The organism is Microcoleus sp. w1-18aA5, from assembly GCF_036701705.1.
In the GTDB taxonomy this organism is placed as follows: Bacteria; Cyanobacteriota; Cyanobacteriia; order Cyanobacteriales; family Microcoleaceae; genus Microcoleus.
The window spans coordinates 1-24380 of record NZ_JAUPTE010000095.1 but is presented as its reverse complement, the minus strand read 5'-3'; the positions used below and the strand labels follow the sequence as shown (position 1 = coordinate 24380).

Here is a 24380-nt window from a genome sequence, read left to right as displayed (position 1 = left end):
CTTCTGGCGCTTTATTAATGTATCAACTCTCCCCAGAGTTGTCAAGCGTTTTGCGAAAATATTTTTGACTTTTTTTTGAACCTATACACACCAAGGGTTTCGGCTGTCCTTCACCGCTCCGGTATCCCCTGGCTGACTCCTCTTTTAACTATGGGGTCTTTTTTTGGGGCAAAATACGGCTTTGGGGCAGACTATCTCCCGCGCATGAGTAGAAGGGCTCAGTGGTTCGACCCGATGATGGGGCTTACTTGGAGTAGAGGTAAGGCAAAGTTAGAGTGTAGGGTGTGAGGCTGCATCATGGGGTTAGAATGACAGAAGCAGGCTGGTGCATGAGTCATATATAAGTAAGTGGACAGAATTAATTACACACTGATTCTTTGCTAGACAAGGCTTGTAGCCCATAGTTTTGTGTAATTAATTCTGTCCTACTACTTATAAGGTGTCTGCATTACTTGGACTTTACTGAGGGACGTTTGGGTCTCCGATTGAGCCGATCGCCCTTAACAATTCCTCTGATTCAAAATCCAGAAGCTGACACGACACGGTACTCTCACCCTGATCAAACTCCCAGGAATCGATCGCCCGCAAATACACTCTCCTCAATTACACCCCGAAACTCCTTTAGTTACGCCAGTTATCAGCCTTTGATGAGCGAGCGCGAGTTGGTCTCCTCAACATCTACATCTAAAAAGTGCAAGTGACTCTCTTCCTCAGTATTGACAGCAATCACCAAACCTTTATTCCCCCAGGGAGCTATCGCCCGGGGTGAGGAGGGGCTGCTAAAATTCCCTACTTGAATTCCTTGACTGTTTAACACTTCTATCTGCCCCCCGACATCTGCTAATACCCATCCCCAATTAGCCACACAAGCAGACACGGGCAAACTTTCCAGGGGAATTCGCGCTACCTTGAGCGGCCACAATTTCATCAACAGCACCGCCGCTTTACCACCTTGGGGAATTCCCAGCAAAGTATAAGGCTCAGGTGTCAATAGGATCTGTCCGACGCTGGCAGATAACCGCACAGAACCCACCGGCGTGCCGCGGCGAGTGTAAACTCTAAAAATAGTTTGGGGATTTTTTGTTTCGTTGTCCGGCCAAACGGCTAAGACGTGTCGCCGATCCAAAAACATTAATTCTGGTAAATAGTGTTCTGGTAACGGCACAGTAGCGATCAGCTTCAGGGCTTTTTCCCGATCGCCCGCCGTGCTGTTTCCAGCTAAAGAATAAAAACGCAGTTCGCCGGGAACCGCTACTGTCAACCAGTTGCAGTGAGAGTCAATAGCAGCTTTTAAAGCATCTGGGCCTTGCCTCAAACCCATATCCAACAGGCACTGAGGCTCCCAAGAGCGCTCATTGAGCCAGTAAAGTTTTTGCGGAGTAAGAACGCAGCAGCCGTGGGAACTCGGTAAAATGCCACGCACAATTTCCGCCATTAATGAAATAGAAGTAGAAATTTCTCCTGTAACTAGCTGTTTTCCCGGCTGAGACCAAACCTTGACCTCTGTACCTACAGCAGCATATAGATACGTTTCAGTGGCAATTAAAGCGGTCAACGGTGCAGGAAGTATCAGTGGCTTTGGCTGCGAAAGCGAATAGCGCGCAGTCCCAAGTAAATTAATAGCCGACTGTGATGCTTCTTCCTCTTCAACTTCCAGCAAAGAGTCAGTTTCCGACTTCAGACTTTTATCACTACTGGTTGTGGGGCTTTCCCAAGGAATAATGCAGTCGCCCAATTGCCTGACAGCGGGGTCGTACATGATCAGTCGCAGAGCTTGAGCCATTTGGGAAGCACTGGCAAAACGGCGGGCTGGCAGCTTTTCTAAAGATTTTTTAACTATTGCTTGCAAAGGTTCGGGGATGGCGTCGGGAAATTGCAAGCGTTGATTCAGGTGCGCCCACCTCAAGTCTCCGGGGGTTCCCCCGAAAGGGCGGTAGCCCATTAGCAATTCAAACAGCAGAATGCCTACTGCATATATATCTGACATCGGGGAAAAAAGACCGTAAAACCGCTCAGGGGCCATGTAAGCGGGGGAACCTACGGTAGCGTCGGGAGAAAGTTCTTGGTGGAGGCGAGTGGTACCAATTTCTGGCAGCCGACGCGCGATGCCAAAGTCAGACAGCCGGGGCGACCAACCTTTGGCCCCTAAAGTTAGGAGGATATTTTCGGGTTTGATGTCGCAGTGAACTACGCCTCGGCGGTGGGCGTAGTCTAAGCCTGCTAAAACTTCCATGACTAGCTGCAAACCTTCGAGCAAACGCAAGGGGCGCTCTTGTTTGAGCAGGTTGCGGAGGGTTCCTCCCTCGCAGTAGTCCATAACCAAGTACCTGCCTGTAGCTGTGTGTTCTAGAGCTCGGCAGGTAACGATGTTCGGGTGCTGCAAGGTGATCAGAAACCACAGCTCTCGCAAGAATTCGCTAGTTGGGGCTTTTTGATGACTAAGTTCTTTGAGAGCAACCAGTTGGCTGGTGAGGCGGGAGTCCTGGGCGGGAGCTTCTCGAACGCTGGCACAAAAGACTCGACCAAATTGTCCTTGTCCGACTAGCCCTAAAATACGGTACTTAGAATGTTGCATCGGTCTAATTATAGAAAAAGCTTGAGCTAGTATTAAAATATGTAAATAATTCTGACAAAAATTCAAATTTTTGAACCCCTCGCCAGGTACAGCCTATATTATCTCAGGTTCATTCTCAGCCTCTTTGAGAGCGATCACACTGTCGCACCTACTAAAATCCTTGAGCTTCGGAATCACTATCAATCTTGCCGGATGCCGGTACCCGATCTGGAACTACCTGTGGCTGCTATTTTAGTCGATCGCGACTATTACAGTTTTTTCAATGCCATCCAGAAAGTATCTAAAGTTTTAGCTTTTCAAGGCTAAGCTGGGGGATCGGGGCGAGGGAACAGCGATATGACCAAAACAGAAAGAAGTGCGGTTATGCCATAGGGGCTAGAGATCCAGAAGCCGATGCTGTCGTCAAGGCATCTTAACCTTTTTGAGTGTTAACCAATTTTTTTTGCGCTTTAAATAAGTTAATCGTAACTTGCTAAATACTGAACTTGACAGGAGCAAAGATCAATATGGTTAAAATTATTAAACTAGATCCAATTGCGGAGGAAATAGCAGTCGAAACCCGATCGAATATCCTGTCTGCCTTACTTTCCAAAGACTTAGACGTTCTCAAGGAATGCGGGGGGCGGGGAATGTGCGCTACCTGCCATGTTTACATTAAAGAAGGCATGGAAGGCTTGTCGGACATGAACCGCCGCGAGAGAAGGACGTTGGAAGTCATTACTACGGCTAAAGCCAATTCGCGACTTGCTTGTCAGGCTCAAATTATGGGTGAGGGTGTGGTTGTACAGTTGCCTGCGGGGATGTACATTAATGCGATTGAAAATGTCGAAGCTTTGATCGGCCGCCGGGCCCAGCAAGATTTATTACACCCAATTACGGGTCAAGTAGTTGTAGAATCGGGAAAGTTAATTACTCGTTCTATTGTTACACAGCTTAATGAAACCCGCTTTCAAGTAGGACAATATTTAGTTCGGACTAAAGAAGCTTAAAACTGATATGTTTGTATTTTAGTAGTAGAGAAAAATCTATGTTGAGCCAACTTGCGCGTTTGAGCATGGAAGCAGACGGACGCTACGCCAGTGCAGAAGAACTCCAATTTTTGAAAGACTACTTTCAGTCTTTGAATCACCGGATGAGTGCTTATAAAAAAATTCAAGCCTCTGAAACAGAAATTATGCGGCAAGTGGAAGCACAAATGCTCTCTCTAGACCCTGGTTTATTTCGGCGGGGGGCTAACGATATGACTGAAAAGTGCCGTGGAGATATTGTGCGGGTGTTGAGGCATTCGGCGGCAGCACTGTTGATTAATGATACGGAACGATTGCGCGATCGGCTACTACTTTGGTTGCAAACTATTTTAGGCGCTGTTCAAGTTAGAAATAGTGCGACCGTGACTTACGATGTGATGAAAAAGGTTCTCAAACAATATCTCACAGTGGAAGAAAGGAACCTATTTTTTCCGATTCTGGACATCAACCGCACTTTACTCGGCAAATAATCAAGGGGGTTGACAAGTTAACGCCGATAAACTGTGCCGTTAGGAAGAGTGGCTCCAATCAACTTCGCTCCCGTCAAATCCGCCTCAGTAAGAATGGCTCCCCGGAGGTTGGCTCCTGTCAAGTCAGCTTTCTGCAAGTTGGCTTTACTCAGGTTAGCTTTGGTCAAGTTAATTTCATGCAGGCAAGAATTAGAAAGGTCGGCATTGATCAGGTAGGCTAGACTCAAGTTGGCTTTGCTGAGGTTTGCCCCGCTCAAGTTAGCTTCCATCAGATAAGCACCGCTCAAGTTGGCTTCGTTCAACAATGCCTCTGCCATATTAATTCCAGTTAAAAGTTTGCGGCTCAAGTCTACACCGCCCAGATCTGCCCCGCTGAGGTTAATACCGCTTAAGTGGCTGCCATTCAAAGTAATGTTTCTCAGGTAGGTTTTGCTGAGGTCTGCTTTGCACAAATTGGCTCTATCCAAGCAAGCTTCGCTAAGGTCTGATCCAATCAAGCACGCGCCGTTTAAATAGGCTTGAGTGAGGTTAGCTCGCCTGAGATTAGCTTTCAAAAGGTTGGCTTTGCTGAGGTTAGCACGAGTTAAGTTGGCTCCGGCTAGGTTGGCTTTGGATAATTCGGCTCCGGTGAGCTGTGCTTCGGTCAAGTCTGCCTCCTTCAAACTCGCTAGACTTAAGTAAGCATCTTTGAAGTTTGCCCCGTTGAGATTGGCTTTAATCAGATATGCTTTACTGAGATTAGCCTCGGTGAGAACGGCTTTGGTGAGGTTAGCGGCGCTCATATCAGCACCTATGAGATTAGCATTGGGAAGATTTGCTCCGGTCAGGTTTGCCCAATTCAGATGAGAGCCTGCTAGGTTGGCGCCGGTGAGATTGGCACCGATGAGATTGGCGCCGCTTAGACTGGCTGCCATGAGGTTGGCGCCGGTGAGATTGGCTCCGCTGAGGTCAGCTTTGCTGAGATTGGCTCGGCTCAGATGGGCTTTGGTGAGGTCCGCCCCGCTGAGGTTCGCACCGATTAAGTAGGGTCGTTGCTGGTGTTGGTTGAGGTTTGCCAAAATTAGAGTTGGGGCATCGCTGGAACGGTATAAATCGATCGGACTCAACACAATGCCGCGCAGATTTGCCAGTCTAAAATCTCTTTCGCCGGCTGCATATCGAGTTAGAAGTTCATTGGCGTCCATTAAGTTCTAGCAAAATGTTTGAGGTTTTGATGGCTTTTAAATTTTATGAGTTTCTAGAGTAAGTTATGAAGTTTCTAGCTGCTAGTTCTCATCAGGTTTTATTTGAATTGCTAAAACCTTATTTTTTAACTCACGAGCTTTTTTATAATTTAACTCACAGTTTTGATGATACGGTCGATAATATGGCTGCCCAAAAATCGATTTGACAGCTATTAACAAACTAATAGCTGTCAAATAAGTCAGTTTTTTTGAAAAAGTTGACTGAGAATAGCTTCATGGTCTTTTCCTTCTTCGACCATAGAATCTGCTGGTTGGAGGCGCTCGCGCAGCCCTAAAATAAAGCGGTTGCAGTCCGAACCCAATGATTCGCAGGATGTTTGCAGACAGTGAAGTTCTCGACCCGTAAGCTGACTAAAGAACGCACTTAAAATACCTGCTTCTAAAAAACAGGCTGGTCGCTTAGACTTGGGAGCTGTTTTAGCAAAAAGAGAGTTAGCAATTTTTACTATTAAAAATCCCTGTTCGGAATAGCTGGGGTCAAATTCAAATGTTCCCCATCCATGAGTTTTCCAACACTGCTGTAAGGACTGAAGAAATTCTACCATTTCCATTTCAGAAACTGGCTGACCGTAGTATTCGCTAACTTCTTCGCAAAAACGCACGTAGAAGTTTTTACCCCACCAGCGACCGCAGTTGAAAAGCACGAGGCGAGAGGCTTGACCTGTTTCTTGTTCTAAGCCGATATAAATGGCTTGAATCAGTGTTTCTGGGAGTGCTAGAAGCCGATCGCCCCGGCGGTTTTCGAGGAGACCGAGTTCGAGGTCGCCTCGGACGTAGGCATCGCTGGCAAAGTAGTTTCCCGGTAGTCGGGGCTGTTTGAGTAAGTCGGCAATATTAATCATCGGGAATTGGGAATTGGGAATCGGGAATTGGAAATTGGAAATTGGGAAGAAAGCTGATTATTTATTACCTTGGTCAATAATAATTGACTGTGCTTGGTCAAAAAATGGTTGCAATATAGCCCGGGCTTGCTCGGAAAGCAATTCTTTTAAACGAGTTTGCAGCAGATTACAAACAGTTGCTTCGATTTTTTGAGTTTGGTGGGCTGCGACTATGCCGGAAAGCCAGTCTACAAGGCGCTGTTCCAGAAAATTTTGATCGTTTAGCAGCATAGCCATAGCGCAGTACCGCAAGACTAACACCCAATGTTTGAGCGATCGTTCTAAGGTTTCTTGTTTTTCGTCGGGGAATGTTTCTTGTAGTTTGTTGGCTACTGGTTGGAAGATGCTTGCTTCCTTCTCTCGCAAAAATTCGTAAATTTTTAAGCGCTGAACAAGGGTTACAGCTTGACGCTTAAAAGCCATGAGTTCTTCGCCTTTTAAAAAGCGGTTTTCTGCCTGATCTAGCAGCGCCTCAATCTCAGGGTGCATGATTTTAATTAAGTGGTAATCGGTAATTGATAAAAGGAAGGAAGTTCGGCAACGAGCTATGTACGGGATTTAACGGGTTTAACTAATGGATTTTGAGGGATGAGGAAAGATGGGTGAGGGAAGATGGATGAGGGATTGCCCTATTTTTTATTTTCCATTTGGCACACAGATTAAAACAGGTCAAATAGGTCATCAATGGTGACTTCTGCTTGTTCAGAAATAGAAATTACTGGCAAGGGTGGCGGTAGGGGTAGGGCACCTACTTCCGGAATTCCTTCCCAAGAAATAGCTTGAAAAAAGTCTGCTACGGGCTGGGTTAAACTCAGAAGTTGACCGGGGGTCGAGCCATTTGAGGTTTCTAAAGATTTTCCCAGCCAATTATAGTGACCAAAGAATTCTTGGACAGATTGGTCCAACCATGAAGTTTGACTTTTCATCTTTCTTCCTGCCTGGAGAAATCCACCATCGCACTTTCATCGCGAAATTGGTGGGAGGAAAGGCAGGGCAGGGGATGTGCCTTTCCAGGTTGTTTACCGCAATATTTCACCGTGTTGCAGTCGATTTTGAATATCGCGGGCGTTGGCACCTTCGTTGAGCCAGAATGCTGCTGCATCAATTTTATCTGGGTTGCCCAGCAGGAACTTGCAATAGGTTTCTCCCATTGAGTAACATTGAAGTTCTATGCAGCTCAGAGGCTTTTTGACTAAAGAGCCGAAGAAACCGGCGAACAAACCGGCGTATAGGTGACAAACCGGTTTGCCTACGTCGCCCAATGTGCGAGCAACTGCTGAGTCAAAGAGGTTGATGAAGATGCAGCCGTGTTTGCGATCGCTCATGTCCACTTCCCAGCGACCCCAACCTTGAGCCGTGAAAGGCCACCACCAAGTTTCTAGCAGAAACATGAGATTTGACTGGCGAATGTTCTGGCTGTATTCAGCACTAAACCATTTTTGAAAAAATTCGGAATCTTGGAGTCCCCACTGGCAACCAATAGTATACATGATGACAGAGGACGCGGGGCCGACTTCTTCTTCGAGCCCCTCCACCAAACCGATAATGAAGTCTTCGCTGGTAAAAATGTTGCGTGACTCATTCCAGTCGTCAATTGTACCCATCTGGCGATCGAAGGCAAAAAAATCCTGAAACCTATAGTGGCTGTGAGTTTTGGGATGATTTTGCTTCAGTAACGATTCGCTGTGGGGGGAGATTTCTTTTTTGGCGGTAGAGACCATTGGCAGGTTATTCCTTTTTGGTGTAGTTTGGTGAAATTAAAGTCAAATAGAAGGGCCTGTGTATCCAATTTAACTTTATTTTTCTAAAGGCAGGCACAGGATATAAATTTTTACTGCAATATAAAAATTAAAAATTCTAGGATGCTAAATTGGGGGGCTTGTTGGGAGTTCTGCCTGCGGTCAACTGCTCTCTGAGTGCTGACGAAAGTGGGTATAACCTTAAACGGGTATGTGTTATCGTTTTGTGCAAGCTGTCCACTATATATATAGGGCATATGGGGATGAAAAATCACGCTTGTATTGCAATAGGCATCAATCAATATCAGTTACTCCAGCCTTTGAGTTATGCCCAAGAGGATGCAGAGGCGCTGTACGGTTTTTTGACTGAGGAGGCGGGTTTTGCGCCGGATGGATGTCTGCTGATGACCGATAGCTCGCCGTCGCTGTGGGGTCAATCTACCTATCCAAATCGGGAAAATATTCTGAGATTGACCCAAAGCCTGTGCGCGGAACATGTGCAACAGGGAGATTTACTCTGGTGTTTTTTTAGTGGCTACGGTGTCAGCTATGAAGGTAAGGATTATTTGATGCCGGTTGACGGCAATCCGGCTGACATTCAGGGTACAGGGATTCCGGTAGAGTTGCTGTTGAATACTCTGAAAAACGCTCCTACGGAAACGGTATTGGTGCTGGTTGATATGAACCGCAGCCAGATTGTGAAAGCGGGGGAAACGATCGGCTCTCAAACGGTCGATCGGGCGCGGGAACTGGAAATCCCAACGGTGCTTTCTTGCCGCCCGAATCAAGTTTCGCGGGAAACTTCGGCTTTGCGTCAGGGGTTTTTTACGACGGCGCTTTTGGAGGGGCTGCGATCGGGACAGTGCATGACGATTAAGGGTTTAGACCGTTTTTTGAGCGATCGACTGCCGGAGCTGTGTGACCACCATTTGCGTCCGAAACAAGAACCTTTGATGGTGGTGAATCCTCCAGGAAAGGCTAATTTGGTGATTTTGCCCGATGCTTCAGGGGTACCAACTGCTGCGTTGGCAGGACGCAACGGCAATATGGCGGTTGGTACGGCTGATGGGTTAGATCGCCCGCAAATGGCGATGGCTACGGCTCGAATGGATGTGCCTCCGGCAGTTCGCAACGCTCAGGATTCGTCGGTTGAGATGCCACCTGTGTCGCCACCAAATGCTGTGGGCCCGGCTGATGGGGGGGGCGATCGACCGAACTTGCAAAAGCCGGAGGATGAGCATAACGGGGGGTCGGATAAGTCATTTTTGCAGCAGCTAGTTTTATGGAGTTCAGCTACGGCTTTGGTGCTGCTGTTGGGTGTTTTTGTGACGAACAAATCAATTTTTATTGGTCAGCAGGAAGGAGATCCTCGATCGCCTGCTAAAAATGCCGAAAACTCTGGATCTCAAAAATTTACTGGTACTGGGGGATCGCAGAACCAACCGCGGGCGGTGCAAGCGGGGACTGGAACCAAGCAGCCACCATCCAGCCAGCAGGTGTGGGCTGAGGCGAAAACTTTCCTCAAAGATGGTTCGGCTTCTAGTTTTAATAGGGCGGTGGTTAAGGCTCGAACGATTCCGGCTAGCGATCCGCTCTACCCGCAGGCTCAGCAGGATATTGAGCGCTGGAGTTTAACGATTTTGGATATAGCTAACGGGCGGGCTGCTCGGGGCGATTTCCAGGGGGCGATCGGCGCGGCTAAATTGATGCCGGATGTCAATCAGCCTGTTTACAATCAGTCGAAACAGGCGATCGCTCAGTGGGAGGAGCTATCCAAAGACCAAGATGTAAATATTGCTTTGCTATCGGCTGCTAAGCGTCTAATTAAGCGGGGGGTTGCCTCTTCTTACAGTAAAGGCATCCAGCAAGCTAATAAAATTGAGCCCGGTCAGCCGAAGTATGCAGAAGCTCAACAGTTAATTGGAGAGTGGAGCGAAAGTATTCTCAAAATTGCTCAGTTGCGTGGCTCTCAAGGAAAGCTGAAAGAGGCAGTTGAAGCTGCTTCGTTGGTGCCGTCGGGTACTAAGAGTTATCAGCCGGCTCAGAAGGAGATCGCCAATTGGAAAACTAAGCTCCAACGCCAGCAGAAAAAAGGTTGATTTAGTTGATAATTTCTCGGTTTCCCACCGGGAAATTATTTTAGCGACTGGCCGAAGTAGGTCGATAGATCGCTCGGTACCTTTTGATACTGCCAAAAGAGATCTACACATCGATAATTTAAAACCAATAATTTTATTCACCATTTCCCCTCCGCAGCTTCTGCGCGAGGGGATTTTATATGCTGCCTGGTAGGTTAGTTTTTGTAGAGTAAAAGATATCGTATGAGCTGTTAATGGGGGGTTACATAATAGCGTGATGATTTTAAGTTTTTTTGCGATCAACCCATGAGCCCGAAGGCGTGTATTTTCAGAGCAGGCGAGACGCCTAACCCTACTCCCCACAAGGTCTCAAATTGTGCAACCCGGTTAATTAATATTTTAAATTCACGTCCAAAGTTCCCTAAATCTGCACCTGCACCGTCACGAATCAGTTGTTATTAACAATAAGCATTGGTGTTAAAATGTCTACTAGAAATTATGAATGAGACCTAACAATTTAATTTTAAATTAAGTAAAACAGTTAATCTTTAAATTCTATTCAGTATGTTTATTACCTAAGTTTATAGTTTATTTTAAACTTAAATAATCACCAATTTTGGCTATATCAAATTGCTGTCTCAGGCAAGTGGCTAAGGCAAAATCGCTTTAAACAATTGGGTATGCAGAGTTAATTTTTTTTATCCCTCTTCGTGGGCTATTAGGAGCGATAAACGGATGGAAGACTGTTGAAACTTGTACTGTTTTTAAATTATGAACAGTGACATATCTGTTATGAAGTATACAAAATGAGCCGTTACTGGCAATTCTGGCGGAGGAGCGATCGCCCCAATGAATTCAGGAAACAGATTCACCACCACAGAGTACAAATTATCTGGATTCGCAAGCTGTGAGTCTTCGTTAGCCCGGAGATGACAAAGCTGCCTTAATTAACACAAAGAAGGGCTTTGTACGAAAATCCAAAAAATATTTTCTTGAGAAACAAGAATAAAAACTTGCTCGCTTATTGTAGCCGCGGTAACAACACGTATGCCTGAAGTTATAGTCCACAGCCAAGTCTACGGGATGATCTAAATCAATAGGGTGATGTGGCAGTGTGGGGGTGTTAAGAGGGGCGATCGAAGAGGAATGTTCCCGGAGCGATCGCTTCCCAATCGGGGAGTCTAAAACCTAGGAAGGCAAGGAGTTGGAGACAATGCTGAACTTTTTGAGTTCAGGAAAGTAGCGTTAGCACTAAACTCTGCCGTATTGTGGAAATCGAGCCAAATTTGTAACAGTTCTTAACTATAAATAATTCTGCCAAAACTGCTAGCATAGTGACACTTTTGCTAGCAAAAACAGATAAAGTAAATAAAGTTGGCTAGCTCTAGACCCCGCGATCCCCAGGATGGGGATGTTGAATCAATTTGATTCATACCAAGTGGTTTTAGAGTTACAATCGGAATCAAAGCATCGCTATTTAACTGAGTTCTTTACTTACTTTTACTTTCAGCTATGAACGTGGATTTTATCAAAGCCCAAGTCAGGTTGCTACAGGGTGCAAGTTCATCGGAGCGAGAAACCCTTATTAAAAACATCGGCGTCTGTGCTGGCGTGATCCGACCGGGAGAGTACGTGACGCCGCAACGGAAGCACGCTATCACTCTCTGGCTGCAAACAAATGCGGTTCGCCTCCGACTTCCCCAACTTCCTCTGGACTTATCAGGCCAAAAGCCTTAGCAGGAAAGTCATCAAGAGGTAGCGACAGAATCAAAGAAATTAGTCAATCTTACCTAAAAGTGCGTTTTTATTGAGCTGTACAGGATCAATGAAACACGATTAAGATTGAAAAAATGTTTGTAGGGAAAGTTGGGCTCGAAAACACGCCTGTGGATAAAGAAGCGGCCGACCGCCTTGCTAGAAACAGGAAGTGAACGTCAAACCTGCTCTAAAAGTAGATTTGAGTAAGTTTCACAGAAAGGATTATTCTGCACAACTATAACCTGGGTTATTTGCTTTTAGATTTGAGATTCACGATTTAGCTCGTACTGGATAAATTTGCTATTTGTGGATCGCTTGAAAAATTATCCTATTCAATAGGTATAACTAATTACAGGGGCAGTCATTGAACTGCCCTTACTTTTGAACCCCGATGTGAAACTGCTGCAAGTTACAATAAACACATCTACTTGCAGATAGAGTTTAGGTGAACTCTCATGTAAGCTGCTGCGGATCTATATTATTTGGTATGTTCGAGAGAAGGGGAGAGGGGGAGAGGATTTGACGAGCTTTAATAGGGAATTAATATCATCAAACAGAACGAGTTATAGCAATCCTTGCAGAAATCGTACAAAGATGTAGGGATAGTACCTTTCTTTGCCTACCCCGGCCTCATGGGGGCAACCACGGGGGGGTTTGCCCCTACAAGAATTACACAAAGGATTTAGGATGGCTATATTACAATTCACTTGCTTTCTAATATATTTTTTCACAAAAATACTGTGAGCAAAAAACAAAAATTTCCTTATTTAGTTGGTTCCCGATGGACTTCACACCAAAAAACTTGGGGGTGGCGACACTTTCAAGTCGTCAACCGAAAAAACGAAGGTAAATGGGTATTTGCAGAAATGGTGGCGGCTTGCGATCCAAATGTCCGTTTTTGGTTGAACGCCGCACAGCTCAAAGACAGAGCGCTCTGGCAAGCTGGATGGCAGTCTACGCAAGAATTAGAGGAACTAGAAACTGCCGACTAAAAGACAGGGCTGTGGGGTAGAGTGAGGGGAACTTCCGCCGCCTGCTGCTATCGTTCCGATCCAAACCAATACGGAGTGAAAATTTGCAGGTTTTGAAAAATCTTTTACATGACTACAAGCTCGGAAACCCTTATGTGGCATTGTTTTTGCTTAAGTAAGTCGGTTTAATGAGTTTTGTAGGGTAGTGTATTTTTTTCTCTACTCAAGCGATAAGTTAAATTGACTAAGGTCGATCGTCCCATATTTCCAGTGGCACAGGGCGCAACCTTCCCGCTACTTCTACACTCGGCCAATTCGGATCAAAAGTCAAATTTTCCAAGGTTCCGTCGCTGTGAATTAAAAACGTATCCTCAATTTTTGCTCCCGACAAACTCGGATTCCAAGCCACAGCCATATTTTCTGCCAAAATATCTGAAGTTGCCGGATTGGCCACAATTTCGCGCGCCAAATATCCGGTAGTTCCGCCTTGATGGTGTTCCGCAATTGCTTGAGGATATCCTTGCTCTTCATAAGCAGTTTTAAGCGTATCATAAACCGCATTCAGCGTTACTCCCGGTCGGCAAAAATTTAGCGCCGCGGCTTCAATTTCTCTGACTTGTCGGTGCAACTCCGAATGCTTTTCCCCAAGAAAATCGAAACAGACAAACCTAGTTAAATTTGCATACAAACCCCATCCCCTCGCGCAAAATACTAACATTGCTTGTCGTCCAATTTGTTCGGCGGTTGCTGTGGCGTGGCGGTACAGCGGCAAACGCCTTTCTCCAGCAACTAAGGTAAGTGCTGGATGCAAACCTCTCGCCCACAAAGCCTCTGAACCGGCTCCCGCTAGCTGATATTCTGTCCATGTTGGTTTGGCTGCGGAAAGTACCTCTGTCATCGCTTCGCTGGCTAAACGCCCGACTAGCCGGTATCGCTCTAATTCGCTTGACATCATTGTCTGTTTGCGAGACTGTAAAGATGCGATTATTGGCATTTCTTGGGAAATTGGTCGATCGCTCATCACGTTACCGCCACCAGTAATTTCTTTGACAAAAGCTTCGCGCTGTGAAACATCTGCCCAAGGATAGATGTGCATTTGAAAGTTGGCTGGCAATTCCTCGTCCTGCAAGCGTTGAGCTTCGATTTCATCAGTGATAACCCAAGCGTTTTCGGCAGTAATTAATATTTCTGCAACTCCGGTTTCTGCGGTTAGCAATACTGTATGGGAACCGCCGGCGGTGGCCCAGGCAAACCAGTCTGTACCGCGCAAGCGAAGGGCGATCGCTTTTGTTTCGGTTAAGGCTTTGCGGATGAATTCGAGTTTGCTGTCAACTTCTGGGTTTAATGAGTTTATCATATATGGAAGATGGAAGATGGAAGAAGGAAGATGGAAGAAGGAAGAAAATCACTGATTTTAGTTAACATTTCCCAAATCTAAAATCTACAATTTCTAAAATCTAAAATCTAAAATCTAAAATCTAAAATCGATAGATACTGCTTGCAGTTCTTTAGCTTTTTCTTCGGGTAAAGCGTCGTTGGCAAACATTCCGGCGGCGAGTTCGGTTCCTGCGAGGTATTTTAGGCGATCGCTCGATCGATAGGGCGGATAAAATTGGGCGTGCAAATGCGCTTCTGGATGGGGTTTTCCGTCTGTGGGCCCTTGGAACCAAGCCATCAAATAAGGGAACGGGCGATGCCACAAACCGTCATATTTGAGGGTGACTGTTTTTAAGGCCTTAGCGAGTGATTGCCGCTGTTTTTCCGTCAAATCGATAAATGTAGCAGCGGGGGCGATCGGGGCAATCCACACTTCGTAAGGGTAGCGGGCACAAGCGGGGACAAAGGCGATCGCCTCGGAGTCTAAATAAATAATTCGCTGTTTGTCAGCAATCTCTTTTTGAATCAAATCTTGCAGCAAGCCGGAACTATTTTTTTGATAGTAAACCGATTGACATTCTAACATCCGTGCCGGCACCGGTGGCACGAACGGATAAGCGTAAATTTGACCGTGGGGGTGGTGCAAAGTCACTCCGACTTCGACGCCGCGATTTTCAAAGGGCAAGACGTATTGAATTTCGGGATTGCTGCCGATAACTGAAGTGCGATCTGCCCATACTTCTAACAGCAATTCTAAGTGAGATAATTCTAAAGAACCGAGGGAAGCTAGCGGATCTTGAGTAAAAACAACGACTTCGCAAATGCCTTTAGCTGGCAAAGTTTCTACAATATTTCCCGGTGCATTTTTGGCTTGCAAAGTCATGGAGGGAAAGCGGTTGTCAAACACTGCTACATCGTAATCTCCCGGCGGCAATTCTGTCGGAAACTTAGGGTTAATTGTAGCAGCCAGCGGGTTGTATTCCGGCGGCGGCATGAAAGTTCTTCCCTGACGGTGGCTGGCGTATGCTACCCATTCCCCCCGCAAAGGATGCCAGCGAAAGTGGGGGTTTGCCTCTACGGGTTCATTGCTGGGACTTACGGCCGCGATACCTTCTGGGATTGGATAGCGGCTGTACAGTGTGAGTGGGCGGCCGTCTGGTTTTAGCAATTTTTGGGCGTACATTTTTTGTAGGGGCGGGCGATCGCGTTTAATATATGTTAGGAGTATAACTTCGTGCTTTGAGAATCCGCCCCTACCTAAAGTCGCAAATTATGTTAACAAGTTTACTTGGCGGTACTAACGTCAGCCTAACGTCTGCTATTGTGGAACGGGCCCCAGAGATCGGATCTGGATTCAATTTAAATGCGTAGCAGCTTACGATCGCAATTCTCAATTACCCAGTATATTTATTGATCGACCATTCGATCGAGCTTTTCCTTAACCAACAAGTCTAACAACGAGCGCAACACAAACAAGCCACCGAATCCCGAAACCGCAAAAGCTGCGATCGCCCCCGTTTGATATCCGCCCACGAACAGCACTGCACCCGACAAAAACACAAAACCAGTCAAACAAGCGAAAATTAGAGTTTTTAGGGCTAAATTAATGCGTTTCAATGCTCTTTCGCTCTCGATATTTCGCACTCTTATTTGCAACTCGCCATCTTCTATCCGTTTCTCTAAACGTTTGAAAAACACTTCGGCTTTACTTGGCTGCTGCAACTTATATGTAATAAAACTTCGCGCTTGCCTTGCCAATTCTCCGATCGCATTTCCTCGCCCCTTGCTCACCGCAATACTTTTGACAAAAGGCTGAGCGGATGCTAGGAAATTATAGTCAGGGTCGAGAGTTCTAGCAATGCCGTCGAGAGTCGTCACCGACTTGATAATAAACATCATTTCTGCAGGCAAGCGAAACGGTTGCTGCTCGAACATGATGTAAAGTTCGTTCTTAATTTCATTAAAAGCTTGAAAGTCGATCGGCTTATCAATAAACTTATCCAACAGAAAAGCAATCAGCCTGCGTACCGGCATCATATCCGGCATCGGCTCAACCAAGCCGATCTTAATTAAAGTATTGATTACCTCGTCAGTATCCTTTCTCATCACAGCAAAAAAAGTCTTAACCATTTGGTCTTTAGCCAGAGACTTCACCTCAGCCATCATCCCAAAATCGTAAAAAATCAAGCTACCATCTTCTGTCACCGCCAAATTTCCCGGATGCGGGTCAGCTTGAAAAAAACCGTCAATTAACAACTGTTTCAAATAACAGCAAATCCCAAGTTGATTGAGCTTCACAATATCGACTCCAATCGCCTCTAAACTAATGCGGTCATCCACCTTAATCCCTGGTGCATATTCTAGAGTTAGCACTTTTTTAGTAGTGTATTGCCAGTAGACTTTCGGGACAATAATCTGAGGATATTCTCGAAAATTATGGCTAAAGCGATCGGAATTTTTACCTTCTTGCAGGTAGTCAATTTCTTGATATAAAATCTTAAAAAACTCGTGATAAATAGATTCTAGGTCATATTTGCGTGTCGCAGGCAGATAGCGATCGCAAAAACGCATCAGTTGGCGTACCGCCTTTACATCCAAATCAAATAAACTTTCCAAACCCGGACGCTGCACCTTGACAATCACATCTTCCCCAGTGTGCAGCCTTGCTTTGTGCACCTGTCCCAGACTCGCAGCAGCAATCGGCGACGGGTCAAAATCGCGGTACAAAGCATAAATATCCTTGCCTAACTCTGATTCTACAAGAGCGATCGCCTCTTCGGAACTAAACTGAGGAACCCGATCCTGCAACTGTTCGAGTTCCTTCACATACTCAAGCGGCAACAAATCCGCCCGAGTCGAGAGAGACTGCCCGATTTTAATAAAAGTCGGGCCTAAATTCAGCAAAGTATTGACTAACCAATGAGCCCGAATTCTTCTTGTATGAGGCGAATTATTTTGCAGCAGTGCGTCCCACCACAAAAAAAACATAAACTTTCCCGCCGCTGCAAAAATGTCTATTTGCCGTGCCAGTGGCGAATATTTAGAACGTTGCCAACGCAGGGTTTTAGGTGCTGCTTTTGTGAGCATAATATTGGCGATCAAATTCCATGCACCATGACAATTTTTAGGGAACCATCCAGGACGCAGAAACCCGCTGGTACGAAAATACGGGTTGTAGGCCTTTGAAACAGTTAAAAAACTCAGTTTCTTTGGTCTATACTGCGTAATATCATAATCCGACTATACAATTATAATTAAGTTCCTAGTAAGTAATACAAGTCCTGATTAATTCATAAATATAGGACAGTCGTACTCACTACAAACAGACGCTAATTACGAGCCAATAACCAGACATAATATAAGTCCTGTGGAAAATCAGCAATCGAGAACCGGCAATTTAGACGGCAACCAGATCAACAATTCAAAACAGAGGACTTGGTAGTGTTTACGACATTTCCAAATCTCTCTCTTCTGGCAAGTCTTCTCATTTTGCCTATTCGCTGCCAATTCCCAGCAACTTCTCAACCGAACTATTCTTCTACATTACAGAGTGCCACTGCAAATTGCGGCAGAGTCAAAGTAAAAGATGTGCGCCACAAAGTGTCAGCTTCTGAACTTTCGACCGGACAGCTTGATACATCAATAGTACCATTCAAGTGCTGCACTAAACACTTTACCAGCGCCAGACCCAAACCCGTACCGGCGATAGCTTGGTCAGTAATGCCAGTGCCACGGCGGAACTTATCAAAGATGTGGGGCAAATCAGCAGCAGAAATGCCACGCCCGAAATTAGAAATGCTCAGGACAATATAGCCGGCTGCCTCAGACGCCTCCAAAACTACCGCCGTTCCAGAAGCAGAGTATTTTCCAGCATTCGTCAGCAGTTCCAGCAGTACCCGATTGAGGATGTCCAGATCAGTTTCCCAGCAAGGGGTCAACTTGGGCAAATCCACCTTAAGAGTCAATTGCTTATCCGCCCACTGTTTTTCAAAATCCCTAACTAAATCTTGAAATAAAAGGTTGAGATCGATTTTGATTAGAGAAATCGGGACTTGCTGAGGCTCAAACTGCTTGAGGGCCAGCAAATCGTTAACCAGAGCAGTTTCCTTAGAACACTGCTGTTCTAGAATGTCGAGATACTTAGTCCGATTCGCTGACGGCAGTTCAGCTTGTTTGAGCATCAGAATCGCCAGCTTCATGATTGTTAAGGGGGTACGCAACTCGTGACTCAGAGTGCTGAGAAACTCGTCTTTAATCAGCTTCAATTTCCGCATTTGCTCTAGCTGATTGGCAGATTGTTCGTACAGTTTCCCCTGCAGGTCTAGACTTTGCTGCAACTGAGAGGTTCTGTCTAAAACTACGGTTTGCAATTCCTTAAGCGTTTGAGTTTGGATAATCATCTTGCTCACTTGAGCGCTGACTGATTCGAGAACTTCTAATTCTTCCGGGCTCCAAACGCGCGGCTTCGAGTGCTGCAAAACCAAGAAACCCAAAACTGTTTCCTGGCGACTACCGCCCGTGAGGGGAACCAGCAGCAAGCCACGAATACCTTGAAGTTTCAAAATTTCTGTGGCTGCCTCTTGTTCTTTGCCGATTAATGCGCCTGCGTCAGCGAGGGCGAGGGGTTTGGGTGCGCTGTGGAATGCTTGGTGACACAAATTAGATTCTGACAGCCAAAAAGCGGGATAATTATTGGGTTTTGAGTTGGGGATTTTGGATTGGGAATTAGCAGTTTTATCCTTGTTTTTTGTTTTGGATGTTGAGCTTTTTTTGCCGACTACGTTTTGTGCTATTGCCTGTTTGTTTAGCTCTTTTTTTACAACTGATTCGCAAACTAATTCGACTTTCGCTTTGGGAGTTTGATTGGGCGAGCGAGTTGTAAATAGAGGATCTATATATTTCAATAGGAGGATTTGGCCTCTATCTACTTCCAGGGTATCGACGGTATTTTCAATAACTTGCTGCAATATTCGATCGACTTCTGAATTTGTGTCGATCGAGGCAGCAACTGACCTGAGAAGATTTTTGTATTTAGCTTGTTGCTGTAACTGTTCGTTTAAGCTGGCAATTTCTTGAGTTTTTTGAATGTGAGAAATCGCGCTGCCGATCGCGTCTGATGCTGCTTCAAGGCGCTGCCGATCGGCTACTGACCACTCGTGAGGTTGCGACTTACCAACAATTATCATCCCATTTACCGCCCCTCCAAATCGCGCAGGCCCTGCCAAAATTGCCCGAAAAGGCAGCGCAGTCACAGGGGAATTGGGCGATGAAGCTGCCGGAATATCAAGATAGTCGGATATCGCCACTATCTCGCCGTCTGCTAGGACGTTTGCCCAAACGGGATGTTCGAGTGATATGCTAGGCGGTTTTAATCTAGGGGTTTGGGGGTGTTCCGGTGTTTCGGTGGAATCGGCAACACGGGCAACATAGGGGAAATCGCTGCTATTTTGCCAGTAAGCATTCGGATGTACTACTTTTTGGTCAACCACAGCAGTAACTAAACAGAAATCTGCCCCCCATGCAACCCCCAAAGTATTGGCTATTTGTAGCAGCAGGAGTTCTCGATCAAAGCTGGTCGCGAGAATTTGGCAAATTTGTCGCCCGATAAGGGCAGGATCGACCTGGAACTGCATAAGACGATCCAGAAATTTTGGGACTGATACTGGTTCTGCGATTTGCGGTAAATGCACAGTGCAAGACTCTGACGGCGATCGGTCGATCGAAGTAAAGTCTTGATTTCCCTGGCGATCGATCATGGCAACCAAGCCTTTATTCTAAGATGTTTGAGCCGGCTCCCGCTGCCAATCTAGAACCTTTCCATAACTATCGGCTTGACCGTTGTTATGAGCCTGCTTTCTGTGTTTGTGCAGCCGGTCGGCGGGTCGATCGATATGTAAAAATATACCCAGATCTGACCGAGTTCTATTTTCCTGTTTTTTACCCTTGGAGCTGTACGGGATGAACTCTACCATCCTTTACCGGATGATTATCAATGCCATTCCCGCTAATTTTGACGGTTATTAGTAGTATGAAGTTTTTCTAGAGACCGCTTAGTGACACCCATCTCCTCACCCTGTGATGTTTCCTCTTTAAGTTTGTGATCTTAACAAATTTTTATTTTGATACAAATCGGCCGATCGAGTAATGCCGATCGCAAAAATTCAAAATCCCCAAATTATCACTCATAACTATAGCTGAGAGTTTCCGAGTTTTGACTCAAAAACTCATTTTCCACAACACCCAGAGCAGCGCGGCAAACTCTACGGTTAAATTTATCCGACTTACCTGCTTACTTATTTTGTGCTTCCTGTTGGGCTTTATCGCTATTTTCGCGGTAAAGTGCCGTCCGGTTCTGAGCCGTTGTGTAGCGGGGATGCTTGGAAGGCACAGCGGCCATCAAATCGGAAGCTTGCTGCCACTTAGCAGCTACGACTAACCAGTCCTGGCGAGATTGAGCGGTTTTGCCCTCGGTGGCTGCTTGTTCGGCTACTCGCACTGCTTGGGCAAAAGAGTCAACAGCAGAATTAACAGTCTCCTTAGAAATTTTCAAAGCAGGTTTTGCCTCAGAGGGAGGGGCACTGGCAACTGCTTGGGTGCTGGCTTGGGTGCTGTTTGGCACTTGGGAATTAAGTCCTTTGTGAATGGCGGCCGCTGCAGCGAGCAACAGCACGGTCAAGCTGATGCCGCCGACGATACCGCGCTGAAATTGCCGCGGTTGCTGCATCGATCGAGGTATCGCCATTCTCGGCAAAGCCCGCTTGCCTGCGAGAGCTTGGCGTTCGTGATGGTTGCTCAGAGCTAAACGCTTGAACAAATTCGGCTTTCGGAGTTTAATTTCTTGAGACCACAAAAGTTGATTTTCGGGATCGCGGCTAATTTCTTCCAGCCACAGCAGTTGGTGTTCTCGGACAAGCCGGCTGTTGATGTTGACTCGGCGAATATTGTGGGGCGAAATGCGTTCCAAAATTTCTCGGACTCGATCGACCAAACTAGACTCTTCGAGCAGTTGGGGCGTTGCAGCTTCGCACAGCAGTTGCAGCACCCCGTCTGCAAACACGGCTCGGGCCCTCACCCCTATCAGTGCCAGTTCGTCATTAAGGATTTGAATAATCGATGCAACCGAGCCCTCGCGAGCTTGTCGAGCAATGTCATCTATTGGATTTGCCATAAAACTATCTTGACGCTTAGCAATTGTTAATTGTTAATCCAAAGTCTCGGATCTAATTTTTACTCATACAGGTTATCACTGACACTGCCAGGTTAAAATAAACAGATGCAAATCTTGCATACGGTTCCACTTAAAATTATCACCACAGCATCGAGCGAGGCTAACAGGAAATAAACTATGGGTAAAGTAATTAGCGGTCAAATTTTTGTTGTAGACGACAACATCGATACAGATCAAATTATCCCGGCCGAATACCTGACCCTGGTTCCCTCGAAGTCGGATGAGTACGAGAAACTAGGCAGTTATGCGATGATTGGGTTGCCCGATCGCTACGGTAAGTTTATCGAATCCGGCGAACAGAAAACCCGGTATCCGATTATAATAGCGGGCGAAAATTTTGGCTGCGGTTCTTCGCGGGAGCACGCTCCGATAGCTCTGGGAGCCGCTGGCGTCACAGCAGTGGTGGCTTTGTCTTACGCACGCATTTTCTTTCGCAATTGCTCGGCTACTGGCGAATTGTACCCGATCGAATCAGTCGAGCGACTCTGCGACTTGTTTGTAACCGGCCAAGAAGTGACGATCGACTTTACAGCAGAGGTAATTGTCAACCACACTCTCGATCGAACTTTCTCGCTCAAACCTTTAGGAGAAGTAGGCCCCGTAATTGATGCCGGAGGATTGTTTGACTACGCGCGCCAGACGGGAATGATTGCGGCTCGCTCTTAACTGTTAAACCCCCTGCAATGTAGGGTGCGCGGCTCTGCCGTCCACCTTACGAATATCTCTTTGCTCAAACCGCTCCCATCTAGGGTGCGTGGAAATTTTCTCAAATCGAGTCAATAAAATTCAATAAAATACGCTGGTGAGCAATGCCAAAAGGTCGCACATCTCCTGACTGCTCAGAATAGCATTTGCCGGCCCGAATCTGCTCCGGGGTCAACAACTTCATATCCCAACCCTCCAGCAAAACTAAATCCTTGACATCCGCACTAAGTTGTCCGTGAAAAACGTGGCGAACCACATCTTTTTCGACATCGCAACAGAAAAAAGAAACACTTGCAGGAGCATAGCAAATTTCCTCTGATAATTCCCGTAATACAGCCACTTCCGCAGTTTCTCCCGGTTCCAAGTGTCCGCCAAACAAAGCCCAATGTCCGGGATACCTGATATGAGGAATATCGTCTCGCAACTGACAGAGAAACTTGCCGTCTTGGTACAAAATCGCGATCGCAACGTGAATTTTAGTCATGTGTTATTAGTCAGTAGTCAGTAGTCATTAGTCATTAGTTATTAGTCATTAGTCATTAGTCATTAGTCAGTAGTCAGTAGTCAGTAGTCATTAGTCATTAGTCATTATTTATTTAACACGAATACACGGATGAATTATGGAGTATTCCTCAGATATTAAATAAGGAAGAGGGAACAAAGAGCAATTATCAAATAACAAACAACAAATAACCAATGCCTATTTCCCCTTGTCTGAACTGGGAGTGCGCTTTAACTGTTCCATTTCCTCAACATAAATTTCACCTAAATCTTTTCCGGCTAATTCCTTCAGAGTAATACTCTTGTAGCGGACTTCTCCCTTCAGCAACACTTCATCCCCAAGCTGGGGCAAATCTTGCTTGGTTAAAATCCAAATACTGCCAGTACCATCCTCAAGTTGATAAGCCGCATTCCCCACAAACGGAGCACGATTTTCTACCTTTCCCCGAAGATAAACTTCAGCATCCACTTGCCGCTTTTGTTGAACGTCGCCAATGCTAGCCACATTAAAGCCAAGATTAAGTTGAGACAGAGGTAAATTGCCACAACTGAAAAAACCGCTGGCGAGGATTAGCGATAAAGAGCCGGTGCAGAATCTTTGAACCCAAACTTGCTTAATTGCAGTAGTCATTGGTCAACTGAGTTGAGATTTGAGATACGACTTACTTTAACAGAATCCCAAGAATTGATCGCAAGTAAGAAATTTCTCTAGTGTAGTCCTTGACGAGGATTAAGCTAAAATCTAAAATCGTCAGCCCCTAACCCAGAGTCTACAATGGATGCCAAAACTGCTCAAATACTAGATGGCAAAGCTTTAGCGACAAAGATTCAAACCGAGCTGAGCGATCGAGTCCGCACCCTACAACCCCAAAAGGGCCGTCCTCCCGGACTTGCGGTGCTGATGGTGGGCGACAACCCAGCTAGCGCAGCCTATGTTCGCAATAAAGAGCGAGCCTGCGCTAAAGTTGGCATAGCTTCCTTCGGCCAGCATTACCCCGCAAACGCTACTCAAGCCGAACTAGAACTTGCAATTCGTGCGCTCAACGAGGACGATCGAGTAGATGGCATTTTAGTGCAATTACCACTACCAGAGCACTTAGATGCAATTTCGCTGCTGTACCAAATTGCCCCCGACAAAGATGCTGACGGACTTCACCCAGTAAATTTAGGCCGTCTCGTGCGCGGGGAGGAAGGTTTGCGAAGTTGTACTCCCGCCGGAGTGATGCGGTTATTGCAGGAATACCAGATTGATTTGAAAGGAAAAAATGCCGTTGTATTGGGACGGAGTATTTTGGTAGGTAAACCTATGGCGCTGATGCTATTAGAAGCCGATTGCACTGTTACTGTCGCTCATTCGCGGACGAAAAACCTAGAATCGATTACCAGCCAAGCCGATATTCTAATCGCCGCCGTCGGCCGCACAGAAATGATTACAGCTAATATGGTCAAACCTGGATCAGTAGTAATTGATGTCGGTATTAACCGCGTCGTCAATCCAGACGGTACGAGTCGTTTGGCCGGAGATGTTGATTTTAATGCTGTTAAAACAGTAGCCGAATTTATCACGCCGGTGCCAGGAGGAATCGGGCCGATGACTGTTGCTATGCTTTTGGAAAATACGGTTTCGAGTTACAGTATCAAGTAGTCTTTAGTCATTAGAAATACACCTAAGTTAGGGTGCGTCGCTGCTAAAAAATTGGGTGAAAAAATCGAGTTTTCAGGAAGCAACGCACCTACAAATATTGCAGTTAGGAATGAAAAATAAATAACTTAATGAATTACTCAGGTTGGGGTACGGCTCGATAATTCCATTTGGGCAAATATT

Annotated in this window: 20 protein-coding genes; 7 read left to right on the top strand and 13 right to left on the bottom strand. The window is 46.0% G+C overall.

Going from position 1 to position 24380, the window contains the following annotated elements; all coding sequences use genetic code 11:
- Positions 1–637: 637 nt before the first annotated feature.
- Complete coding sequence (locus tag Q5691_RS24385; RefSeq protein ID WP_333211714.1) at positions 638–2575, bottom strand: serine/threonine-protein kinase; 1938 nt, start codon at positions 2573–2575, stop codon at positions 638–640.
- A gap of 506 nt (positions 2576–3081) precedes the next feature.
- Here Q5691_RS24385 and Q5691_RS24380 point away from each other — a divergent pair.
- Complete coding sequence (locus tag Q5691_RS24380) at positions 3082–3564, top strand: 2Fe-2S iron-sulfur cluster-binding protein (RefSeq protein ID WP_006635922.1); 483 nt, start codon at positions 3082–3084, stop codon at positions 3562–3564.
- A 38-nt stretch (positions 3565–3602) separates the two neighbouring features.
- A complete protein-coding gene (locus tag Q5691_RS24375; protein ID WP_333211712.1) occupies positions 3603–4073 on the top strand; it encodes a phycobilisome protein in 471 nt (156 codons plus the stop codon).
- A 17-nt stretch (positions 4074–4090) separates the two neighbouring features.
- Here the strand turns inward: Q5691_RS24375 and Q5691_RS24370 are convergent, their stop codons facing one another.
- The 5 genes from Q5691_RS24370 to Q5691_RS24350 form a co-directional block, all read right to left on the bottom strand.
- The gene (locus Q5691_RS24370) at positions 4091–5257 is read right to left on the bottom strand and encodes a pentapeptide repeat-containing protein (RefSeq protein ID WP_333230106.1); all 1167 of its coding nucleotides are present in this window, start codon (positions 5255–5257) and stop codon (positions 4091–4093) included.
- Positions 5258–5496: 239 nt separating this feature from the next.
- Positions 5497–6159, bottom strand: coding sequence for a V4R domain-containing protein (locus tag Q5691_RS24365; protein WP_333211708.1), 663 nt, complete (start codon positions 6157–6159; stop codon positions 5497–5499).
- Positions 6160–6216: 57 nt separating this feature from the next.
- Entirely contained in the window at positions 6217–6687 is a 471-nt protein-coding gene (locus tag Q5691_RS24360) for a phycobilisome protein (RefSeq protein ID WP_333211707.1), read from the bottom strand.
- A 170-nt stretch (positions 6688–6857) separates the two neighbouring features.
- Positions 6858–7124 carry a hypothetical protein gene (locus Q5691_RS24355; protein ID WP_333211705.1) on the bottom strand — a complete coding sequence of 89 codons (267 nt, stop codon included), beginning with the start codon at positions 7122–7124 and terminating at the stop codon, positions 6858–6860.
- A 93-nt stretch (positions 7125–7217) separates the two neighbouring features.
- A complete protein-coding gene (locus tag Q5691_RS24350; RefSeq protein ID WP_333084954.1) occupies positions 7218–7919 on the bottom strand; it encodes a V4R domain-containing protein in 702 nt (233 codons plus the stop codon).
- A gap of 281 nt (positions 7920–8200) precedes the next feature.
- On the opposite strand from Q5691_RS24350, the gene Q5691_RS24345 reads away from it, so the two are divergent.
- The 3 genes from Q5691_RS24345 to Q5691_RS24335 all read left to right on the top strand — a co-directional run bounded on the left by Q5691_RS24345 (position 8201) and on the right by Q5691_RS24335 (position 12765).
- Positions 8201–10036, top strand: coding sequence for a caspase family protein (locus Q5691_RS24345; protein WP_333347607.1), 1836 nt, complete (start codon positions 8201–8203; stop codon positions 10034–10036).
- A gap of 1491 nt (positions 10037–11527) precedes the next feature.
- Positions 11528–11752 (top strand): hypothetical protein, encoded by a 225-nt coding sequence (locus tag Q5691_RS24340; RefSeq protein ID WP_006635912.1) that lies wholly within the window; start codon positions 11528–11530, stop codon positions 11750–11752.
- A 761-nt stretch (positions 11753–12513) separates the two neighbouring features.
- A complete protein-coding gene (locus tag Q5691_RS24335; protein ID WP_333347605.1) occupies positions 12514–12765 on the top strand; it encodes a TIGR02450 family Trp-rich protein in 252 nt (83 codons plus the stop codon).
- A gap of 223 nt (positions 12766–12988) precedes the next feature.
- Here the strand turns inward: Q5691_RS24335 and Q5691_RS24330 are convergent, their stop codons facing one another.
- The 5 genes from Q5691_RS24330 to Q5691_RS24310 form a co-directional block, all read right to left on the bottom strand.
- Positions 12989–14101 carry a M24 family metallopeptidase gene (locus tag Q5691_RS24330; protein ID WP_333347603.1) on the bottom strand — a complete coding sequence of 371 codons (1113 nt, stop codon included), beginning with the start codon at positions 14099–14101 and terminating at the stop codon, positions 12989–12991.
- A gap of 114 nt (positions 14102–14215) precedes the next feature.
- Positions 14216–15304 (bottom strand): galactose-1-phosphate uridylyltransferase, encoded by a 1089-nt coding sequence (galT, locus tag Q5691_RS24325; RefSeq protein ID WP_333211700.1) that lies wholly within the window; start codon positions 15302–15304, stop codon positions 14216–14218.
- Positions 15305–15528: 224 nt separating this feature from the next.
- The gene (locus tag Q5691_RS24320) at positions 15529–17208 is read right to left on the bottom strand and encodes an AarF/ABC1/UbiB kinase family protein (protein WP_333347601.1); all 1680 of its coding nucleotides are present in this window, start codon (positions 17206–17208) and stop codon (positions 15529–15531) included.
- A 443-nt stretch (positions 17209–17651) separates the two neighbouring features.
- Entirely contained in the window at positions 17652–19877 is a 2226-nt protein-coding gene (locus Q5691_RS24315) for a GAF domain-containing sensor histidine kinase (protein ID WP_333347598.1), read from the bottom strand.
- A 533-nt stretch (positions 19878–20410) separates the two neighbouring features.
- Positions 20411–21289 carry a hypothetical protein gene (locus Q5691_RS24310; RefSeq protein WP_333347595.1) on the bottom strand — a complete coding sequence of 293 codons (879 nt, stop codon included), beginning with the start codon at positions 21287–21289 and terminating at the stop codon, positions 20411–20413.
- Positions 21290–21466: 177 nt separating this feature from the next.
- Between Q5691_RS24310 and Q5691_RS24305 the strand changes: the two genes are divergently transcribed.
- Positions 21467–22015, top strand: coding sequence for a LeuD/DmdB family oxidoreductase small subunit (locus tag Q5691_RS24305; protein WP_333347592.1), 549 nt, complete (start codon positions 21467–21469; stop codon positions 22013–22015).
- Positions 22016–22115: 100 nt separating this feature from the next.
- Here the strand turns inward: Q5691_RS24305 and Q5691_RS24300 are convergent, their stop codons facing one another.
- Together Q5691_RS24300 and Q5691_RS24295 are read right to left on the bottom strand one after the other, a co-directional pair.
- Positions 22116–22538: an NUDIX hydrolase gene (locus Q5691_RS24300; RefSeq protein WP_333165904.1), complete on the bottom strand. Its 423-nt coding sequence runs from the start codon at positions 22536–22538 to the stop codon at positions 22116–22118.
- Positions 22539–22754: 216 nt separating this feature from the next.
- Positions 22755–23186 carry a DNA-binding protein gene (locus Q5691_RS24295; protein ID WP_333165902.1) on the bottom strand — a complete coding sequence of 144 codons (432 nt, stop codon included), beginning with the start codon at positions 23184–23186 and terminating at the stop codon, positions 22755–22757.
- Between the two features lie 144 nt (positions 23187–23330).
- On the opposite strand from Q5691_RS24295, the gene folD reads away from it, so the two are divergent.
- Positions 23331–24200, top strand: a complete 870-nt coding sequence (gene folD / locus Q5691_RS24290) for a bifunctional methylenetetrahydrofolate dehydrogenase/methenyltetrahydrofolate cyclohydrolase FolD (protein ID WP_333211694.1) — start codon at positions 23331–23333, stop codon at positions 24198–24200.
- Positions 24201–24380 lie beyond the last annotated feature (180 nt).

Excerpts from the sequence above, each read along its gene's own strand:
- Q5691_RS24320 (WP_333347601.1), bottom strand. The coding sequence starts at position 17,208 with ATGCTCACAAAAGCAGCACCTAAAACCCTGCGTTGGCAACGTTCTAAA.
- Q5691_RS24305 (WP_333347592.1), top strand. The coding sequence starts at position 21,467 with ATGGGTAAAGTAATTAGCGGTCAAATTTTTGTTGTAGACGACAACATC.
- Q5691_RS24300 (WP_333165904.1), bottom strand. The coding sequence starts at position 22,538 with ATGACTAAAATTCACGTTGCGATCGCGATTTTGTACCAAGACGGCAAG.
- Q5691_RS24385 (WP_333211714.1), bottom strand. The coding sequence starts at position 2,575 with ATGCAACATTCTAAGTACCGTATTTTAGGGCTAGTCGGACAAGGACAA.
- Q5691_RS24350 (WP_333084954.1), bottom strand. The coding sequence starts at position 7,919 with ATGGTCTCTACCGCCAAAAAAGAAATCTCCCCCCACAGCGAATCGTTA.
- Q5691_RS24375 (WP_333211712.1), top strand. The coding sequence starts at position 3,603 with ATGTTGAGCCAACTTGCGCGTTTGAGCATGGAAGCAGACGGACGCTAC.
- Q5691_RS24370 (WP_333230106.1), bottom strand. The coding sequence starts at position 5,257 with ATGGACGCCAATGAACTTCTAACTCGATATGCAGCCGGCGAAAGAGAT.
- Q5691_RS24365 (WP_333211708.1), bottom strand. The coding sequence starts at position 6,159 with ATGATTAATATTGCCGACTTACTCAAACAGCCCCGACTACCGGGAAAC.
- Q5691_RS24355 (WP_333211705.1), bottom strand. The coding sequence starts at position 7,124 with ATGAAAAGTCAAACTTCATGGTTGGACCAATCTGTCCAAGAATTCTTT.
- Q5691_RS24340 (WP_006635912.1), top strand. The coding sequence starts at position 11,528 with ATGAACGTGGATTTTATCAAAGCCCAAGTCAGGTTGCTACAGGGTGCA.
- Q5691_RS24330 (WP_333347603.1), bottom strand. The coding sequence starts at position 14,101 with ATGATAAACTCATTAAACCCAGAAGTTGACAGCAAACTCGAATTCATC.
- Q5691_RS24315 (WP_333347598.1), bottom strand. The coding sequence starts at position 19,877 with ATGATCGATCGCCAGGGAAATCAAGACTTTACTTCGATCGACCGATCG.
- Q5691_RS24360 (WP_333211707.1), bottom strand. The coding sequence starts at position 6,687 with ATGCACCCTGAGATTGAGGCGCTGCTAGATCAGGCAGAAAACCGCTTT.
- Q5691_RS24380 (WP_006635922.1), top strand. The coding sequence starts at position 3,082 with ATGGTTAAAATTATTAAACTAGATCCAATTGCGGAGGAAATAGCAGTC.
- galT (WP_333211700.1), bottom strand. The coding sequence starts at position 15,304 with ATGTACGCCCAAAAATTGCTAAAACCAGACGGCCGCCCACTCACACTG.
- Q5691_RS24345 (WP_333347607.1), top strand. The coding sequence starts at position 8,201 with ATGAAAAATCACGCTTGTATTGCAATAGGCATCAATCAATATCAGTTA.
- Q5691_RS24295 (WP_333165902.1), bottom strand. The coding sequence starts at position 23,186 with ATGACTACTGCAATTAAGCAAGTTTGGGTTCAAAGATTCTGCACCGGC.
- folD (WP_333211694.1), top strand. The coding sequence starts at position 23,331 with ATGGATGCCAAAACTGCTCAAATACTAGATGGCAAAGCTTTAGCGACA.
- Q5691_RS24310 (WP_333347595.1), bottom strand. The coding sequence starts at position 21,289 with ATGGCAAATCCAATAGATGACATTGCTCGACAAGCTCGCGAGGGCTCG.